14 protein-coding genes are annotated in these 15408 nt (G+C 66.5%); 7 read left to right on the forward strand and 7 right to left on the reverse strand.

Annotation, left to right across the window (positions count from 1 at the left end; translation table 11 throughout):
• The first annotated feature begins 9 nt into the window (after positions 1 to 9).
• Positions 10 to 864: a TIGR01459 family HAD-type hydrolase gene (locus tag HZF03_RS05970; protein ID WP_119019852.1), complete on the forward strand. Its 855-nt coding sequence runs from the start codon at positions 10 to 12 to the stop codon at positions 862 to 864.
• 31 nt (positions 865 to 895) lie between these two features.
• On the opposite strand, the gene HZF03_RS05975 is transcribed toward HZF03_RS05970, so the two are convergent.
• The 4 genes from HZF03_RS05975 to HZF03_RS05990 form a co-directional block, all read right to left on the reverse strand.
• A complete protein-coding gene (locus HZF03_RS05975) occupies positions 896 to 2959 on the reverse strand; it encodes a hypothetical protein (protein WP_119019429.1) in 2064 nt (687 codons plus the stop codon).
• Positions 2960 to 3125: 166 nt separating this feature from the next.
• On the reverse strand, positions 3126 to 5951 hold the full coding sequence (locus tag HZF03_RS05980; protein ID WP_119019428.1) for a DUF4159 domain-containing protein: 2826 nt from the start codon (positions 5949 to 5951) through the stop codon (positions 3126 to 3128).
• Positions 5948 to 6880: a DUF58 domain-containing protein gene (locus HZF03_RS05985; protein ID WP_119019427.1), complete on the reverse strand. Its 933-nt coding sequence runs from the start codon at positions 6878 to 6880 to the stop codon at positions 5948 to 5950. Before HZF03_RS05985 ends, HZF03_RS05980 begins: the two co-directional genes overlap by 4 nt.
• Positions 6880 to 7884 (reverse strand): AAA family ATPase, encoded by a 1005-nt coding sequence (locus HZF03_RS05990; RefSeq protein WP_119019426.1) that lies wholly within the window; start codon positions 7882 to 7884, stop codon positions 6880 to 6882. Before HZF03_RS05990 ends, HZF03_RS05985 begins: the two co-directional genes overlap by 1 nt.
• 233 nt (positions 7885 to 8117) lie before the next feature.
• On the opposite strand from HZF03_RS05990, the gene HZF03_RS05995 reads away from it, so the two are divergent.
• The 4 genes from HZF03_RS05995 to HZF03_RS06010 are packed head-to-tail and all read left to right on the forward strand — an operon-like array spanning position 8118 to position 10916.
• Complete coding sequence (locus HZF03_RS05995) at positions 8118 to 8729, forward strand: DUF1285 domain-containing protein (protein WP_119019425.1); 612 nt, start codon at positions 8118 to 8120, stop codon at positions 8727 to 8729.
• 8 nt (positions 8730 to 8737) lie between these two features.
• Positions 8738 to 9403, forward strand: a complete 666-nt coding sequence (locus HZF03_RS06000) for a CoA pyrophosphatase (protein WP_179906265.1) — start codon at positions 8738 to 8740, stop codon at positions 9401 to 9403.
• Positions 9400 to 9663, forward strand: a complete 264-nt coding sequence (locus HZF03_RS06005) for a DUF6111 family protein (RefSeq protein WP_012494883.1) — start codon at positions 9400 to 9402, stop codon at positions 9661 to 9663. Before HZF03_RS06000 ends, HZF03_RS06005 begins: the two co-directional genes overlap by 4 nt.
• A complete protein-coding gene (locus HZF03_RS06010; RefSeq protein ID WP_119019424.1) occupies positions 9660 to 10916 on the forward strand; it encodes a CCA tRNA nucleotidyltransferase in 1257 nt (418 codons plus the stop codon). Before HZF03_RS06005 ends, HZF03_RS06010 begins: the two co-directional genes overlap by 4 nt.
• A 129-nt stretch (positions 10917 to 11045) precedes the next feature.
• On the opposite strand, the gene HZF03_RS06015 is transcribed toward HZF03_RS06010, so the two are convergent.
• From HZF03_RS06015 to HZF03_RS06025, 3 genes are all read right to left on the reverse strand, one after another.
• Positions 11046 to 11273: a YodC family protein gene (locus HZF03_RS06015; protein WP_011156753.1), complete on the reverse strand. Its 228-nt coding sequence runs from the start codon at positions 11271 to 11273 to the stop codon at positions 11046 to 11048.
• A gap of 77 nt (positions 11274 to 11350) precedes the next feature.
• Entirely contained in the window at positions 11351 to 11983 is a 633-nt protein-coding gene (gene queE, locus HZF03_RS06020) for a 7-carboxy-7-deazaguanine synthase (RefSeq protein WP_119019423.1), read from the reverse strand.
• 10 nt (positions 11984 to 11993) lie between these two features.
• Positions 11994 to 12449, reverse strand: coding sequence for a tRNA (cytidine(34)-2'-O)-methyltransferase (locus tag HZF03_RS06025; protein WP_104511954.1), 456 nt, complete (start codon positions 12447 to 12449; stop codon positions 11994 to 11996).
• A 276-nt stretch (positions 12450 to 12725) separates the two neighbouring features.
• On the opposite strand from HZF03_RS06025, the gene petA reads away from it, so the two are divergent.
• Both petA and HZF03_RS06035 read left to right on the forward strand, forming a co-directional pair.
• Positions 12726 to 13253 (forward strand): ubiquinol-cytochrome c reductase iron-sulfur subunit, encoded by a 528-nt coding sequence (gene petA, locus HZF03_RS06030; RefSeq protein ID WP_012494887.1) that lies wholly within the window; start codon positions 12726 to 12728, stop codon positions 13251 to 13253.
• Between the two features lie 40 nt (positions 13254 to 13293).
• Positions 13294 to 15360: a cytochrome c1 gene (locus HZF03_RS06035; protein WP_011156757.1), complete on the forward strand. Its 2067-nt coding sequence runs from the start codon at positions 13294 to 13296 to the stop codon at positions 15358 to 15360.
• Positions 15361 to 15408 lie beyond the last annotated feature (48 nt).

The raw sequence follows: 15408 nt of genomic DNA on the forward strand, positions 1-15408 counted from the left end.
ATTCAGCCGATGACCACGTTGCGTTTCGTCGAGCATCTGCACGAGCTCGTCGGCTCGGTCGACGTCGTGCTCAGCGACATCTGGGGCGTGGTGCATAACGGCCTGGAATCGTTCCCTGACGCCTGCGCGGCGCTGAAGACCGCGCGCGATCAAGGCCGCACCGTCGTGCTGATCACCAATGCGCCCCGGCCTGCGGATTCGGTGCAGCGCCAGCTCCGCAAGCTCGACGTGCCGGACGATTGCTACGACGCGATCGTGTCGTCGGGCGATCTCACCCGCATCTATGTGGCCCAGCATCCCGGACAGTCGATCTACTGGCTCGGCCCGGACCGCGACAATTCGATCTATCGCGGCCTCGACGCGGTGCTGACGCCGCTCGAAAAGGCCGATTACATCATCTGCACCGGGCCGTTCGACGACGAAACCGAGTCGGCCGAAGACTATCGCGAGATGATGGGGCAGGCGCTGGAGCGCAAGCTGACGCTGGTCTGCGCCAATCCGGACATCGTGGTCGAACGCGGCGACCGGCTGATCTACTGCGCCGGCGCGATCGCCGAACTGTATCGCGAGCTCGGCGGCGACGTGATCTTCTACGGCAAGCCGCATCGGCCGATCTACGACCGGGCGATGGCGTTGGCGCGCGAGATCCGTGGCGTCGACACGCCGGTGCAGCGGGTGCTGGCGATCGGCGACTCGGTGCGGACCGATCTTGCCGGCGCGCAGGGCTACGGCATCGATCTGCTGTTCGTCACCCGCGGCATTCATGCCGATGCGTTCGAGGGGATCGACCGGCTCGACACTGCTGCGGTGAACGAATTGTTCGGCCACCCGCCGCTGGCGCTGACCCGCGAGCTGCGCTGGTAGGCGCAGCTCGACTTCCACCTTTCAAGAGTGATCAGCGGCCTTCGCGCAGCCAAGTCGCCGCGAAGGCGCCGAGCAGCAGCAGCAAGCCGATCAGCCCGGTGAACACCGGCAGCACGCCGACGCCGGTGACGACGCTGGCGTCGCGCATCCGCACGCCGAGCCAGCCGTCGCCGCGGAACATCGTCGCCGAGGTCACCGGCACGATCCGCGGCAGCTCGACGCTGCCGCTCTCGGCGATCCGCCGGGCATCGCCGCCAGTCGCCTGAGTGAGTGGCCGCAGCGTCTCGGTGGTCGAGGTGACTTCGGCGAATTCCTTCGGATTGACCGGCCCGACATTGATCAGCGCCTTCAGCGTGCCGTCGGTCGCCGACCACAATCCGAGCTCGTCGGCCGGAAGCGTCGCGCGCCAGGTGCCGGGATCGCCGGCCGTCAGCGTCAGTTCACGGGTCTTGCCCGACGGCGATGTGACAGTGACGGGCGGCACGCTCTCGCCCATGGTCTGCCGTAGCACTTCGAGGTTTTTGCCCTCGGATTTCAGCCGCAGCGCTTCTTCATCGAGATCCGGCTGCTTCATCAGCCAGTGCGACATCCGCCGCAGCAAATCGAGATGCGGGCCGCCGCCCTCGTAGCCGCGCGCCCACAGCCAGATGTGGTCGCTCAGCAGCAGCGCGACGCGGCCCTCGCCGAAATGCGACAGCAGCAGCAGCGGCATGTTGTCGGCGCCGGTCATCAGCGGCGCTGCGGTGGCGTTGCGGGTGTCGACCGTGCGGAAGAACCGGCTCCAATGCGGCGGCTCGGAGGCCGAGCCTTCGAGCCCGCGCGTCACCGGATGGCGCTTGCCGGCGTCCGACAGCCGCGCGTGATACGGCTTCTCGGTGACGCCGACCGGCTCGGCCGGCAGCAGCGTGTCGAGCGGCGTGCGCCAGATCGAGGTGGTCGACGCGTAGTCCGGCCCCGCCGATACCAGCACCGCGCCGCCATTCTTCACGTAGCGCGAGATGTTGTCGAAATACGCCATCGGTAGCACGCCCTGGCGGGCGTAGCGGTCGAAGATGATGAGCTGAAACTCGTTGATTTTCTGCTGGAACAGCTCGCGGGTCGGGAAGGCGATCAGCGACAATTCGTTGATCGGCGTGCCGTCCTGTTTCTCCGGCGGCCGCAGAATGGTGAAGTGTACCAGATCGACGCTGGCGTCGGATTTCAGCAGGTTGCGCCAGGTGCGCTCGCCGGAATGCGGCTCGCCGGACACCAGCAGCACCCGCAGCTTGTCGCGCACCCCGTCGATCGACACCACCGCGCGGTTGTTGACCAGCGTCAGCTCGTTCTCCACCGGCGAGGCTTCGATCTCGACGATGTTCTGGCCGGCGTGCTTGATCTCGACATCGACATTGACGGTCTGGCCGCTCAGCACGGTGCGCTGGTTCAGCACTTCGCCGTCGCGCCGCACCACGACGCGGGCGCGGTCGCCAGTGATGCCCTGGTCGTCGAGCCGGTAGGTGATGGTCTGGGTCTGGCCGACGATGCCGAATCGCGGCGCCGCCAGGATTGCGATGCGGCGGTCGCGCTCGTCCTTGCGGCCGGTAATCAGCGCCTGCACCGGCGCCTGGAAGCCGAGCGCCTGCGCGTTCGCCGGGATGTCATGGACACGGCCATCGGTGATCAGGAACGCGCCGGCGACGCGGTCAGTCGGCACGTCGGACAGCGCCGACGTCACCGCGCCGAACAGCTTGGTACCATCGGTCTCGCCGTCGGCCTGGCCGGCTTCGACGACCCGGACCTCGAGTCCCTTGATCTGCTTCAGCCGGTCGACCAGCGCCTCCTTGGCCTGTTCGGCTTCTTCGGTGCGCTTGCCGAAATTCTGGCTCGGGCTCTTGTCGACCACCACGGCGGCGACCGAGGACAGCGGCTCGCGCTCCTCGCGGGTGAACGACGGATTGGCGAGTGCCAGCACGATCAGCGCCAGCGCTGCGATCCGCACCCAGGCGCCGCGCGACCGCCCGAGCAGCAGCAGCAGCGCGATCACCGCAACAGCAGCGATCGCGACCCACAGCACGGCGGTCGGGACGAGAGGCGCAAAGGCGATGCCGTAGTGCATCAGGTGCTAGCTCCGGATGCTGCCTGCTCCCTCTCCCATGGGGAGAGGGTTGGGGAGAGGGGGTACGACCTATTGAGAGGGCGAAACCCCTCACCCGGCGCTGCGCGCCGACCTCTCCCCATGGGATAGGTGAAGGATGCCTCGCTCGATTGTTGTCGATGTTGCATCACTGCCCCAGCCGCTCGATCAGCGCCGGTGCGTGGACCTGGTCCGCTTTGTAGTTGCCGGTCAGGGTGTACATCACGATGTTGACGCCGGCACGGAAAGCGAATTCGCGCTGGCGCGGCTCGCCGGGCGTCAGCGGAAGCATCGGCTGACCATCGGGACGCAGCGCCCAGGCGCCGGCGAGATCGTTGGAGGTGATGATGATCGGCGACACGCCGTCGCCGCCGCGCGCCGGGCGCGTGGTGTCGTCCTCGTCGGTCTCGCGCGGCAGCGCCTCGACCCAGGTCTGGCCGGTGGTGAAGCGCCCGGGGAAGTCGCGCAAGAGGTAGAACGTCTTGGTCAGGACGTGCTCGCGCGGCACCGGCTCCAGCTCCGGCACGTCGAGCGACGACAGCACATTGCGCAGCGTGATCATGCCGGGCGTCTGCGATGCGCCGTTCGGATCCGGCGGCGCTTCGATCGCATCGCGGGTGTCGAAGATCACGGTGCCGCCCTGCTTCATGTAGGCGTCGATCTTGTTGAGCGCGTCCTGCGGCGGCTTGGGCCCGCCGGCGATGATCGGCCAGTAGATCAGCGGGAAGAACGACAGCTCGTCGCGCGCCGGATCGACGCCGACCGGCTCGCCGGCTTCGAGCGCGGTACGCTGCGCCAGGAACAGCGTCAGCCCGCTCATCCCGGCTTTGACGATCGCATCGACGTCGGCGTTGCCGGTGATGACGTAGGCGAGGTGAGTCTGTGCCGTGGCTTTGATGGCGAAGTCGTCTTTGGCGCCCTGCGCGCGCAGCGGGAGCGGCATCGATGCCAGCGGCAGTGCGATGATCAGCGCCAGTGCGGCGGCGGCGGCGCGGCGGCGGCGCATCAGCAGCGCGGCCAGCCCGCCGCCGAGCACGGCGACGATCAGCGCATCGAGCAGGAACAGGCCGAGCGACGAGGCCAGCAGCATGCCGCGCAGATCGCGCGGCTCGGCGTTGCTATAGGCGGCGCGGCGGGCATTGATCGCCGACGTATCCAGCGGCGCGATGCGGTCGGCAGCGGCGAGTGCATTGACGGCGATCGGGCCATCGGCGGGACCGTAGAATCCGGGCGGATGTTCGGCGCTGCCGCGCTCGCGATAATCGGCAGGAATCGGCTTGGCGGAGGCCGGCGGCGGACCGAACGCGCCGAAGCCGTCGAGGTTTCGCAGCGGTGACACCGTCTCGGCGGCGTTCGGATCGGCGGCAACGCCGGCGCCGGGCGTCGATGTGTAGCCGGACATGTCGACCAGCCGGCGCAGCATCTCGACGAAGGTGCCGGACATCGGCAGGTTGGACCAACGCATGTCGGCGCTGACGTGGAACAGTGTCACCAGTCCCTTGCCGCGATGCTCGCCGGTGACCAGCGGAGTGCCGTCGGCGAGCGACGCCCAGCTCTTGCCGGGCAGCGTCGCGTCCGGCTCGGCCAGCACCTGGCGGTTGACGGTGACGTCGCTCGGCACTGCAAGTCCGGCGAACGGTCCATCGCCGGAGAACGCGGCGAGCTGCTGCGGCTTCTCCCAGGTCAGGCTGCCGCCGAGGCTGCGGCCGCCTTTGCGCAGCTTCACCGGGACCAGATCGTCATCGTCCTGGCGGGCAAGGCGAGGCCCGGCGAAGCGTATCAGCACGCCGCCCTGTTCGATCCAGGCATCGAGCCGCTGCCGGATTTCCGGTGACAACGCGCCGACATCGGCGAGCACGATCATCGGCAGCTTCTGATCGAGGAATTGTGCGATCACCTGCTGCGGCGCGGTGCGTTCGCCCTGGCGCAGGTCGGCGAACGGCGACAGCGCGCGGGTGAGATAGAACGTTGCTGCGAGCAGCGGCTGCGCCGTATCACTGCTTGCGCCGGACACGATGCCGACCCCGCGGCGGCGCCAGCGCTTGTCGAGCAGCTGCACGGCGCCCGCGGAGCGCTCGCCGGCGATTTCAAGCCGGGCGATGTCGTTGCGCAGCTCGACCGGCAGCTCGAAAGCCGCCTCGGTCTCGGTGGCGCCGGGCGCAAGGCTGAAGCGGGCTTCGCCGATCGGCGCGCTCTTGGCGTCGAGCGCGCGGACCACACCGGCATCGACGCCGCCGCTCTGGGCGCGCAACACCTTCACGGTCATCTTCGCCGCGGCGTTTTCGGCGGCGGCGAGCGCGTGGGCGGGCGGGGCGCCGCCCTCGACGATGGTGACGCTGCGGTTCTGCACCAGTCTGTTCAGCCCGGTGACGAAATCGCTGCCGCGGCCGGTGTCGACGCCGTCGGTCAACCAGACCAGCTCGGTATCGCCGGCGGTCTTCAGGAACCGCTCGATTCCGGGCAGCGCATCGACGCGCTCGACCGCATACGGCTTTGGCGCCAGCTGGCGCAGTGACACCCGCGCGGTACCGGCCGGCATCAGGGCAGGATCGCGCGCGGTTTCTGACAGCGGCGCCAGCGCCACTGCGCGGCGGGCGCTGTCGGCTTCGGCGATCAGCTCGTCGGCCGCCTTGATCCGCGCCTCCCAGCTCGACGCCGCGCTCCAGCCGTCATCGAGCAGGATGAGCAGCGGCGCCTGACTGCCGCCGGCAGCGGTCTGCGGATTCCAGATTGGACCGGCAAGCGCGATGATCACCAGCGCGGCCGCGAGCATTCGCAGCGCGGTCAGCCACCACGGCGTACGCGACGGCGTCTCTTCCTTCGGGGCGATCTCGAACAGCAGCCGGGTCGGCGGAAAATCGACCCGACGCGGCCGCGGAGGCATCACCCGCAGCAGCCACCACAGCGCCGGCAGCGCCAGCAGGCCGATCAGCAGCAGCGGCTGTGCGAACGAAAGGGGGAGGGCGCCGATCATGCGCCACGTCCTGCTTTGCCGCCGGCGTCTTTGGCGGTGGTCATGCCGCCGTGCAGGAACAGCAGCAGCTCGGCGGCCGAGCGCGAGGTGGTGTGGGTCGAGAACAGCCAATCGAGCTTGGAGGTCTCGGCACGGATCGCGTCACGATGCGCGGCGACCAGAGCGATGTAGTCGCTGGCCCATTTCTCCGCGCGGCCGGCTGTGATCGCGCCGCCACCTTCGGGCTCGACGAATTCGACCCGCCCCGCATAGGGAAAGCTCTCTTCGGCGGGATCGACGATCTGCACCAGCGTGCCGTGGGCGCCGGAAGCCGACAGGCCGGCGAGCATTTGCCGGATCTCACCGACCGGCGACCAGAAGTCGGACAGCACCACGATCTCGGCCCGGGACGACGGCACGAATGACGGCGGCAGGCTGCTGCGCGTGGCGGTGTCATGCAGGATCGCCTGCGCCATCTTGTCGATGACGTTGTTACTCGAGGTCGGGTTCATCAGGCTGGGAATGCCGACCCGTTCGCCGCCGGCGACCAGCAGGTCCGCCAGTGCGAACGCCACGATCAGGCCGCGCTCGAGTTTGCTGTCGCGCGCGCTCTTGGAGGCGAAGGCCATCGACAGCGACCGGTCCGGCCATAGCCAGACGGTGTGCGCGGCTTCCCACTCCAGCTCGCGGACATAGAGATGATCGTCGCGCGCCGAGCGGCGCCAATCGACGTTCTGCGCCGGCTCGCCGGAGACGAAGCGGCGATACTGCCAGAAATTCTCGCCGGCGCCGGCGCGGCGGCGACCGTGCAGACCGTGTGTGACGTTGTTGGCAATCCGGCGGGCCTCGAGCATCAGGCGTGGCAACGACGCTGCGAGCGAACGGCTTTCGCCATCCGCGCGGCGAACCGCGAGCGTCTCCTGGGTGCGATGCTCCTCGGCCTGCGCCATCAACCGATCCGGCTCTTGAGCTTCTGGATCACGTCCGGAATGGTGCGGCCTTCGGCGCGGGCCGAGAAGGTCAGCGCCATACGATGCTTCAGGATCGGTTCGGCGAGGTCGAGCACGTCGTCGATCGACGGAGCCAGCCGGCCGTCGAGCAGCGCGCGGGCGCGCACCGCCATCATCAGCGATTGGCTGGCGCGCGGGCCGGGGCCCCAGACGATCAGCTTGCCGAGGTCGCCGGCGTCGGGGCCGGGACGAGCCGAGCGCACCAGCGACAGGATCGCTTCAACCACCGAGTCGCCGACCGGCAGCCGCCGCACCAGCCGCTGCGCCGCCAGCAGCGTTTCGCCGCTCATCGTTGCTCTCGGTGCCGCCTGCTCGGCGCCGGTGGTGTCGAACAGGATACGGCGTTCGGCGTCGCGATCCGGATAGTCGACGTCGATCTCCATCAAAAAGCGGTCGAGCTGGGCTTCCGGCAGCGGGTAGGTGCCTTCCTGCTCCAGCGGGTTCTGCGTGGCGAGCACATGAAACGGCTTCGGCAGATCGTGCCGGGCGCCCGCAACGGTGATGTGCTGCTCCTGCATCGCCTGCAGCAGCGCCGATTGGGTGCGCGGGCTGGCGCGGTTGATTTCGTCGGCCATCAACAGCTGCGCGAATACCGGGCCGGCAATGAAGCGGAACGAGCGCTTACCGGCGGCGGTCTCGTCGAGCACTTCGGCGCCGAGAATGTCTGACGGCATCAGGTCGGGCGTGAACTGCACACGCTTGGCATCGAGACCGAGCGTGACACCCAGGGTTTCCACCAGCTTGGTCTTGGCGAGGCCGGGGACGCCGATCAGCAAAGCGTGGCCGCCGGACAGAATCGTCACCAGCGTATTTTCGACCACGCGATCCTGGCCGAAGATCACGGTCGAGATCGCTTCCTTGGCGGCGCGCACTTCGCTGGCGACCTGCTCGGCCGAGCGGACGATGACGTCTTCGAGTTTCTCGACACTGTCTGCGCCGGCCATATCGTCTCTCCTGTCCACACCGGCCGCCGCCGGGCCGGTTGTTTTCACCGGGAGCATGTTAGGCTGTTCGCCGCGAGACAGCGAAGGCCCTGGTTTCATTCACCAAATCTTTCCCCACATTATGAGCATCGCGGGATTGGCGCGGATCACGTTGTGGAGAGTTAAAACAAGCCGCGCGTGGCGAAACAGGGCAGCTCGCGTGCCGGGTTGGAAATCGAGGGTCAGGGTAAACAATGGCGAAGCAAGGGCAGAGTTCACCGCACAATCTCGACGGCCTCACCGAGGCCGCGCGGGAGGCCGCGGCGAGCGCCGCCAAGGGCAAGGGCTTGCCGCCCGTGCATCTTTGGAACCCGCCGTTCTGCGGCGATCTCGACATGCGCATCGCTTCGGACGGAACCTGGTTCTATCTCGGCACGCCGATCGGCCGCCCCGCTTTGGTGCGGCTGTTCTCGACCATTCTGAAGCGCGAGGGCGACAAGCACTTCCTGGTGACCCCGGTCGAGAAGGTCGGCATCAAGGTCGACGATGCGCCGTTTCTCGCGGTCGAAATGGTCAAGGATGCGGACGAGCGCGGGGCGCTGCTGCGCTTCCGCACCAATGTCGACGACTGGGTGACGTGTGATGCCGACCACCGGCTGCGGTTCGAAGTTGCCGAAGACGGCGGAGTGACACCGTACCTTCACGTGCGTGCCGATCTGTGGGCCAAGGTGACGCGGGCGGTGTATTACGATCTGGTTGACATCGGTGAGGAGCGAGTGGTCGATGGTCGCTCGATGTTCGGCATTGCGTCCGGCGGCGCGTTCTTCGCCATGGCCGATGCCGAGCTGATGAGGGAAGCGCATTGACCGGACCGATGACGGGAACGCAGTCTGCCAGCGGTAGCATCAGTTCGGCGGACTTCTTCGATCGGGCCCAGCGGCGGCTGCGGTTCGACGTGCCGGCGGCGCTCACCGACGCCGGGGTGATTCCCGCCACCGGTGATCAGGGCAACGATCAGATGCTGCGCACCATCGCGCAGGAACGGCCGATCCGTCCCGCTGCGGTGCTGATTCCGGTGGTCGAGCACGCCGAGCCGACCGTGCTGCTGACGATGCGGGCCGCGCATCTCAACGATCACGCCGGCCAGATCGCGTTTCCCGGCGGCAAGATCGACGCCACCGACAATTCGCCGCTCGATGCCGCCTTGCGCGAGGCCGAGGAAGAGATCGGGCTCGATCGCTCCTATGTCGAGCCGATCGGCTATCTCGATGTCTATGGCACCAGTTTCGGTTTCCGGATTTTGCCGACGGTGGCGCGGGTGCGGCCGGGCTTTGAACTTGCCATCAACAAATCGGAAGTCGACGACGCCTTCGAAGTACCGCTCGCGTTCCTGATGGACCCCGGAAATCATCAATTGCACAGCAAGGAATTTCGCGGCGCGCAGCGGTCCTACTACGCGATGCCGTTCGCCGAGCGCTACATCTGGGGGGCGACGGCGGGCATTCTGCGCGCGCTGTACGAACGGGTCTGCCTGCCATGATCCGTGTCGTCCTTACTGAGATCGGAATTTTCCTCATACCTTTCGTGCTGTACGCGGCCTTCCTGATCGCCACACGGTCGGCGATGTTGCATCGTGCCTCTTGGCCGTTGCGCGTGGTCGGGTGGCTGGTGGCGACAGCGCTGGTGCTTGTGATCGTGAGCTTGCTGTTGCTGGTGCACTATTCGGGCGCACCGCCGGGATCGACCTATGTTCCGGCGCATCTGGAGAACGGCAGGCTGGTGCCTGGGGTAGAGAAATGACCGACATGCCAGTGCGCAGCGATGCGCCGTGGCTACACACGGGACCGGCGGCGCGGGTACTCGCGCTGCTGAACGGCGACGGAGAAGAGGCGCGGGTGGTCGGTGGCGCCGTGCGCAACGCGTTGCTCGGCGAGCCGATCGGCGATGTCGACATCGCCACCACCGCACTGCCCGACGAAGTGATCCGCCGCGCCAAGGCCGGCGGTATCAAGGCGGTGCCCACCGGGATCGAGCACGGCACCGTGACGCTGGTGGTCGAAGGCCACGGTTTCGAAATCACCACGCTGCGCGAAGACGTCGAGACCTTCGGCCGCAAGGCCAAGGTGGCGTTCGGCCGGGATTGGGAGCGCGACGCGCAGCGCCGTGACTTCACCATCAACGCTCTGTCGATGTCGGCCGACGGGGCGGTGCACGACTACGTCGGCGGCCTCGTCGACATCGCGGCGCGCCGCGTGCGGTTCATCGGCGATCCCGACCAGCGCATCGCCGAGGATTACTTGCGCATCCTGCGGTTCTTCCGCATCCACGCCGCCTATGGTGCCGGCGAGCCGGATCGCGACGCGTATTTGGCCTGCATCCGCGGCCGCGGCGGTCTTGCCGCGTTGTCGGCGGAGCGGCAGCGGATGGAGATGTTGAAGCTGATGATCGCGGACGGCGCCGAAGCCTCGGTGGTGGCGATGGCCGATGGTGGGCTGCTGCTCGCGGTGCTTGGCGGTGTCGCTTATCTCGGTGCCTTTGCGGCGATGATCGGCGCAGAACGTGCGCTCGGGCTCGAGGCCGATCCGGTGCGACGGCTCGGCGCGCTGGCCGTGGCTGTCACCGAGGATGCCAAGCGGCTGGCCCAGCGGCTGCGGCTGTCGAACGTCGAAGCCAAGCGGCTCGACTCGATGGGCCACCGCTGGTGGCGGCTTGCCGGCATGGACGAAGCGACCGCGCGGCGGCGGCTATATCGGCTCGGCGAAGCGCGGTTTCACGACCGCATGATGCTGGCCTGGGCGCGCGCCGGTCGCGGCGCCGATCCAGCGCCGTGGCGCCAACTGATCGCGCTGCCGCAGCGCTGGCAGGCGCCGACCTTCCCACTCAAGGCCGCAGATTTCCTCGCGCGCGGCTTTGCTGCCGGGCCGGCGCTCGGCCACGTGCTGACGCTGGCTGAAGATGCTTGGCTGGCGGCCGATTTCCCGCTCGATCCGGCCGCGCTCCGCACCATCGCTGATCAGACCGCGGCACGCTTCGCACGCGATCATCTGCTGTAGCCGCAGCGGCGATTAGCAAGGAAGAAGGTGCCGGAGCGAAGCAACGCCACGCGTCAGGCTCGTCCGGAAAATACGCGACCGCGTGCTGATCCGCGGCCGCGTCAGTTGTGGCGAAGACAGCCTGTTCGTTCAGGCGACCTTGGTCTGCTCGTCTTCGTCGAGATCGTCGTCTTCGTCCTCATCATCGTCGACTTCGACGGCGATGGAATCGAGCACGGCCAGCGGCAGGGTCTCGCGGAACAGATCGCCGTCTTCACCCATCCACAGACAGGTGGCGCTGTCGTCGCTGGCTTCCGCCACCGTCATCGCCTGGCCGCCGGATTTCAGCATGACGATATCGCCCGGTTTCAAGTCCATGGTCGGCTCCTGCTCGGTTGTTGACCTCGCGATGAGCCTAGCGATTCGTCATGACAGCCGGATCACGCCGGCGCGAGCTACCTGATGCCGGTGATCTTGTGAGTCTGCAGGCTGAGCCGCCATTGCGGGTGCTTCAGGCAGTAAGCGATCGCGCGGGTGGTGTTGTCGTCGCGGTCCGGGCCGTCCATCGGTTGCAGCGAAAACCGCTCGAACTCGAGCGCCGCAAACTCTTCCGGCATCGCATCTGGCTGCGGATACACCAGCTTCAACTCATCGCCGCGGCGGATGCGCAACTCGGCACCTGCCTTAGGACTGACGCACAGCCAGTCGATGCCGACCGGCGGCTCGATCGTGCCGTTGGTCTCCACGCCAATCGCGAAGCCGCGCGCGTGCAGTGCGGTGATCAGTTCGCCGTCGAGCTGCAGTAGCGGCTCGCCGCCGGTGATCACCACGTAGCGGTCGCGCGCATCTCCGCCCCACTGCTCGGCGATGGTGTCGGCGAGATGCTCGGCGCTGGCGTAGCGGCCGCCGAGCGTGCCGTCGGTGCCGATGAAGTCCGTATCGCAGAATTTGCAGGTCGCCTGATCGCGGTCCTGTTCGCGGCCGGTCCACAGATTGCAACCGGCGAAGCGGCAGAACACGGCTGCGCGGCCGGCATGGGCGCCTTCGCCCTGCAACGTCAGAAATATCTCCTTAACCGCGTAGCTCACGCGTCGGTCCTCACTGTGCGAACTGGGTTTGCCGCAACGCCTCGCCGGTCACCACGGCCGCGGCCATCGCGATGTTGAGCGAGCGCAGGCCGGGCTGCATAGGAATTACTACCCTGGCATCTGCGGCAGCCGCGACGTCGTCCGGGACCCCGGCACTTTCCCGGCCGAGCATCAGCACGTCAGTCGGTTGGTAACGCTGTTCGAAATAAGGCCTTTCACCTTTGGTCGTAAGTAAAATCAGCCGCCAACCCGCGGTTTTCCGCCATTGCTCGAATTTTAGCCAAGAATCGTGCCGGACGATGCTCACCTGATCCAGGTAGTCCATCCCGGAGCGACGGAAATGCCGATCAGAGGTGGGAAAGCCGGCCGGCTCGATGATGTGCGCTTCAACGTTCAAACAGGCGCAAAACCGAAGAATAGTGCCGGTGTTTTGCGGGATGTCGGGTTGAAACAGGGCGATGCGCATCCCGTAATGCTCCCTATCAACTGAACGATAACGTGCCGTGTGTCATGGCACATCTTGGAATCGATCGAGGCGCGCCAATTAGCCGTTCGCGGGCTTGCGCTCTACCGGCAAGGGTGCCAATAGAACGATTCTGGACTGTCTGTTCTACCCGACCGGCCATGACAAGCGGCCCGGGGCATGTTGAAGGCCGCCGATCTCGCGACCTCCCCGGGCAATCGTCTCGCAAGCTTTGCCGAGAGCGCTGTGCCGGTCGCAGAGATGAAAGGGCTTTGGATCGTGACGACAGAGGCTTCGGCGGAACCGACACGCCGTGATTTTCTCTATATCGCAACCGGCGCGGTTGCCGCCGTCGGTGCGGCGGCTGCGGTGTGGCCGTTCATCTCGCAGATGAACCCGGACGCGTCGACGATCGCCGCCGGCGCGCCGATCGAAGTCGATCTGACCCCGATCGCTGAAGGTCAGGACATCAAGGTGTTTTGGCGCGGTCAGCCGATCTACATCATGAACCGCACCAAGAAGCAGGTCGAAGAAGCGCGCAACACGCCGCTGTCCGACCTCAAGGATCCGCAGACCGATCAGGCGCGGACCAAGGAAGGCCACGAGAACTGGCTGGTCGTGGTCGGCATCTGCACCCATCTGGGCTGCATTCCGATCGCGCACGAGGGCAAATACGACGGGTTCTTCTGCCCGTGCCATGGTTCGCAGTACGACAGCTCCGGTCGTATCCGCCAGGGGCCGGCGCCGCTCAACCTGCCGATTCCTCCCTACCAATTCGTCTCCGACACCAAAGTCCAGATCGGCTGACGTTCCCGTGCGCCGTACCAATGCTTACTAGGATCGCATCATGAGCGGACCCTCGACCTATCAGCCACAAAGCCCCTTGATGAAGTGGCTGGAGCAGCGCCTGCCGATCGCGGGCCTCGTTCATTCCTCCTTCATCGCCTACCCGACGCCGCGTAACCTGAACTACTGGTGGACGTTCGGTGCCATCCTGTCGATGATGCTGGCGGTGCAGATCGTCACCGGCATCGTGCTGGCGATGCACTACACCCCGCATGTCGATCTCGCCTTCGACTCGGTCGAGCGCATCGTTCGTGACGTCAACTACGGCTGGCTGCTGCGCAACATGCACGCCGCCGGCGCGTCGATGTTCTTCATCGCCGTCTACGTCCACATGCTCCGCGGTCTGTACTACGGCTCGTACAAGGCGCCGCGCGAAGTGTTGTGGATCCTCGGCGTCATCATCTACCTGTTGATGATGGCGACCGGCTTCATGGGTTACGTGCTGCCGTGGGGCCAGATGAGCTTCTGGGGCGCCACCGTGATCACCAACCTGTTCTCGGCGTTCCCGATCGTCGGCGACAGCATCGTGACGCTGCTGTGGGGCGGCTATTCGGTCGGCAACCCGACCCTGAACCGCTTCTTCTCGCTGCACTACCTGCTGCCGTTCGTGATCGCCGGCGTGGTCGTGCTGCACGTCTGGGCGCTGCACGTCACCGGCCAGAACAACCCGGCCGGCGTCGAGCCGAAGACCGAGAAGGACACCGTTCCGTTCACGCCTTACGCGACCCTCAAGGACGTGTTCGGCATGTCGTGCTTCCTGGTGTTCTACTCCTGGTTCATCTTCTACATGCCGAACTACCTCGGCGACGCGGAGAATTACGTTCCGGCCAACCCGGGCGTGACCCCGCCGCACATCGTGCCGGAATGGTACTACCTGCCGTTCTACGCGATCCTGCGTTCGATCCCGAACAAGCTGATGGGCGTCATCGCGATGTTCGGTGCGATCATCGTGCTGCTGTTCCTGCCCTGGCTCGACAGCTGCAAGGTGCGCTCGTCCCGCTATCGGCCGATGGCCAAGCGCTTCTTCTGGGCCTTCGTGGTGACCTGCCTGGTGCTGGGCTGGCTCGGCTCGAAGCCTGCGGAAGGCATCTACACCACGCTCGGTCAGGTGTTCACCTTCTTCTACTTCGCCTACTTCCTGATCGTGCTCCCGGTGCTGGGTCGTATGGAAAAGACTCTGCCGCTGCCGAACTCGATCGCCGAAGACGTGCTCAACAAGGGCAAGGTCGCCAAGGCCGTTGCCGGCCTGGTGGCGGTGCTGTTCGCAGGCGGCCTGATGGTCGGCGGCGTGCAGCCGGCCAAGGCCAACGAAGGTGGCGAGAACCCGCCGTCGCTGCAGTGGAGCTTCGCGGGTCCGTTCGGCACCTACGATCGCGCCCAGCTGCAGCGTGGCTTCAAGATCTACAAGGAAGTCTGCTCCAACTGCCACTCGCTGAAGCTGTTGCAGTATCGCAACCTCGCCGAGCCGGGTGGCCCGGGCTTCACCGTGGAGCAGGCCAAGGAGATCGCGGCCGCTGCGCAGATCAAGGACGGTCCGAACGACCAGGGTGAGATGTTCGAGCGTCCCGGCCGGCTCGCCGACACCTTCCACTCGCCGTTCCCGAACGAGCAGGCTGCTCGTGCGGCCAACGGTGGTGCGGCTCCGCCGGACATGTCGCTGCTGGCCAAGGCGCGCACCTATCCGCGTGGCTTCCCGCAGTTCATCTTCGACTTCTTCACCCAGTTCCAGGAGCAGGGCCCGAACTACATCGCCGCGCTGCTGCAGGGCTACGAAGACACCCCGCCGGAAGGCTTCAGTCTCCCGGACGGCTCGTTCTACAACAAGTGGTACCCGGGCCACTCGATCAAGATGCCGCCGCCGATCCAGGCCGGCATGGTCAGCTACGACGACGGCACCCCGGAGACCCTCGAGCAGTACGCCAAGGACATCTCGACGTTCCTGGTGTGGGCTTCCGAGCCCCACATGGAGGCCCGCAAGCGCCTCGGTCTGCAGGTGATGATCTTCTTGGTCATCCTTTCCAGCCTGCTGTACTTCGTGAAGCGCAAGGTCTGGTCGAACGTCCACTAAGCGGCGGACGAACCAACACAACGAGACAGGAAAGCCCCTTCGGGGGCT

The organism is Rhodopseudomonas palustris, assembly GCF_013415845.1.
GTDB lineage: Bacteria > Pseudomonadota > Alphaproteobacteria > Rhizobiales > Xanthobacteraceae > Rhodopseudomonas > Rhodopseudomonas palustris_F.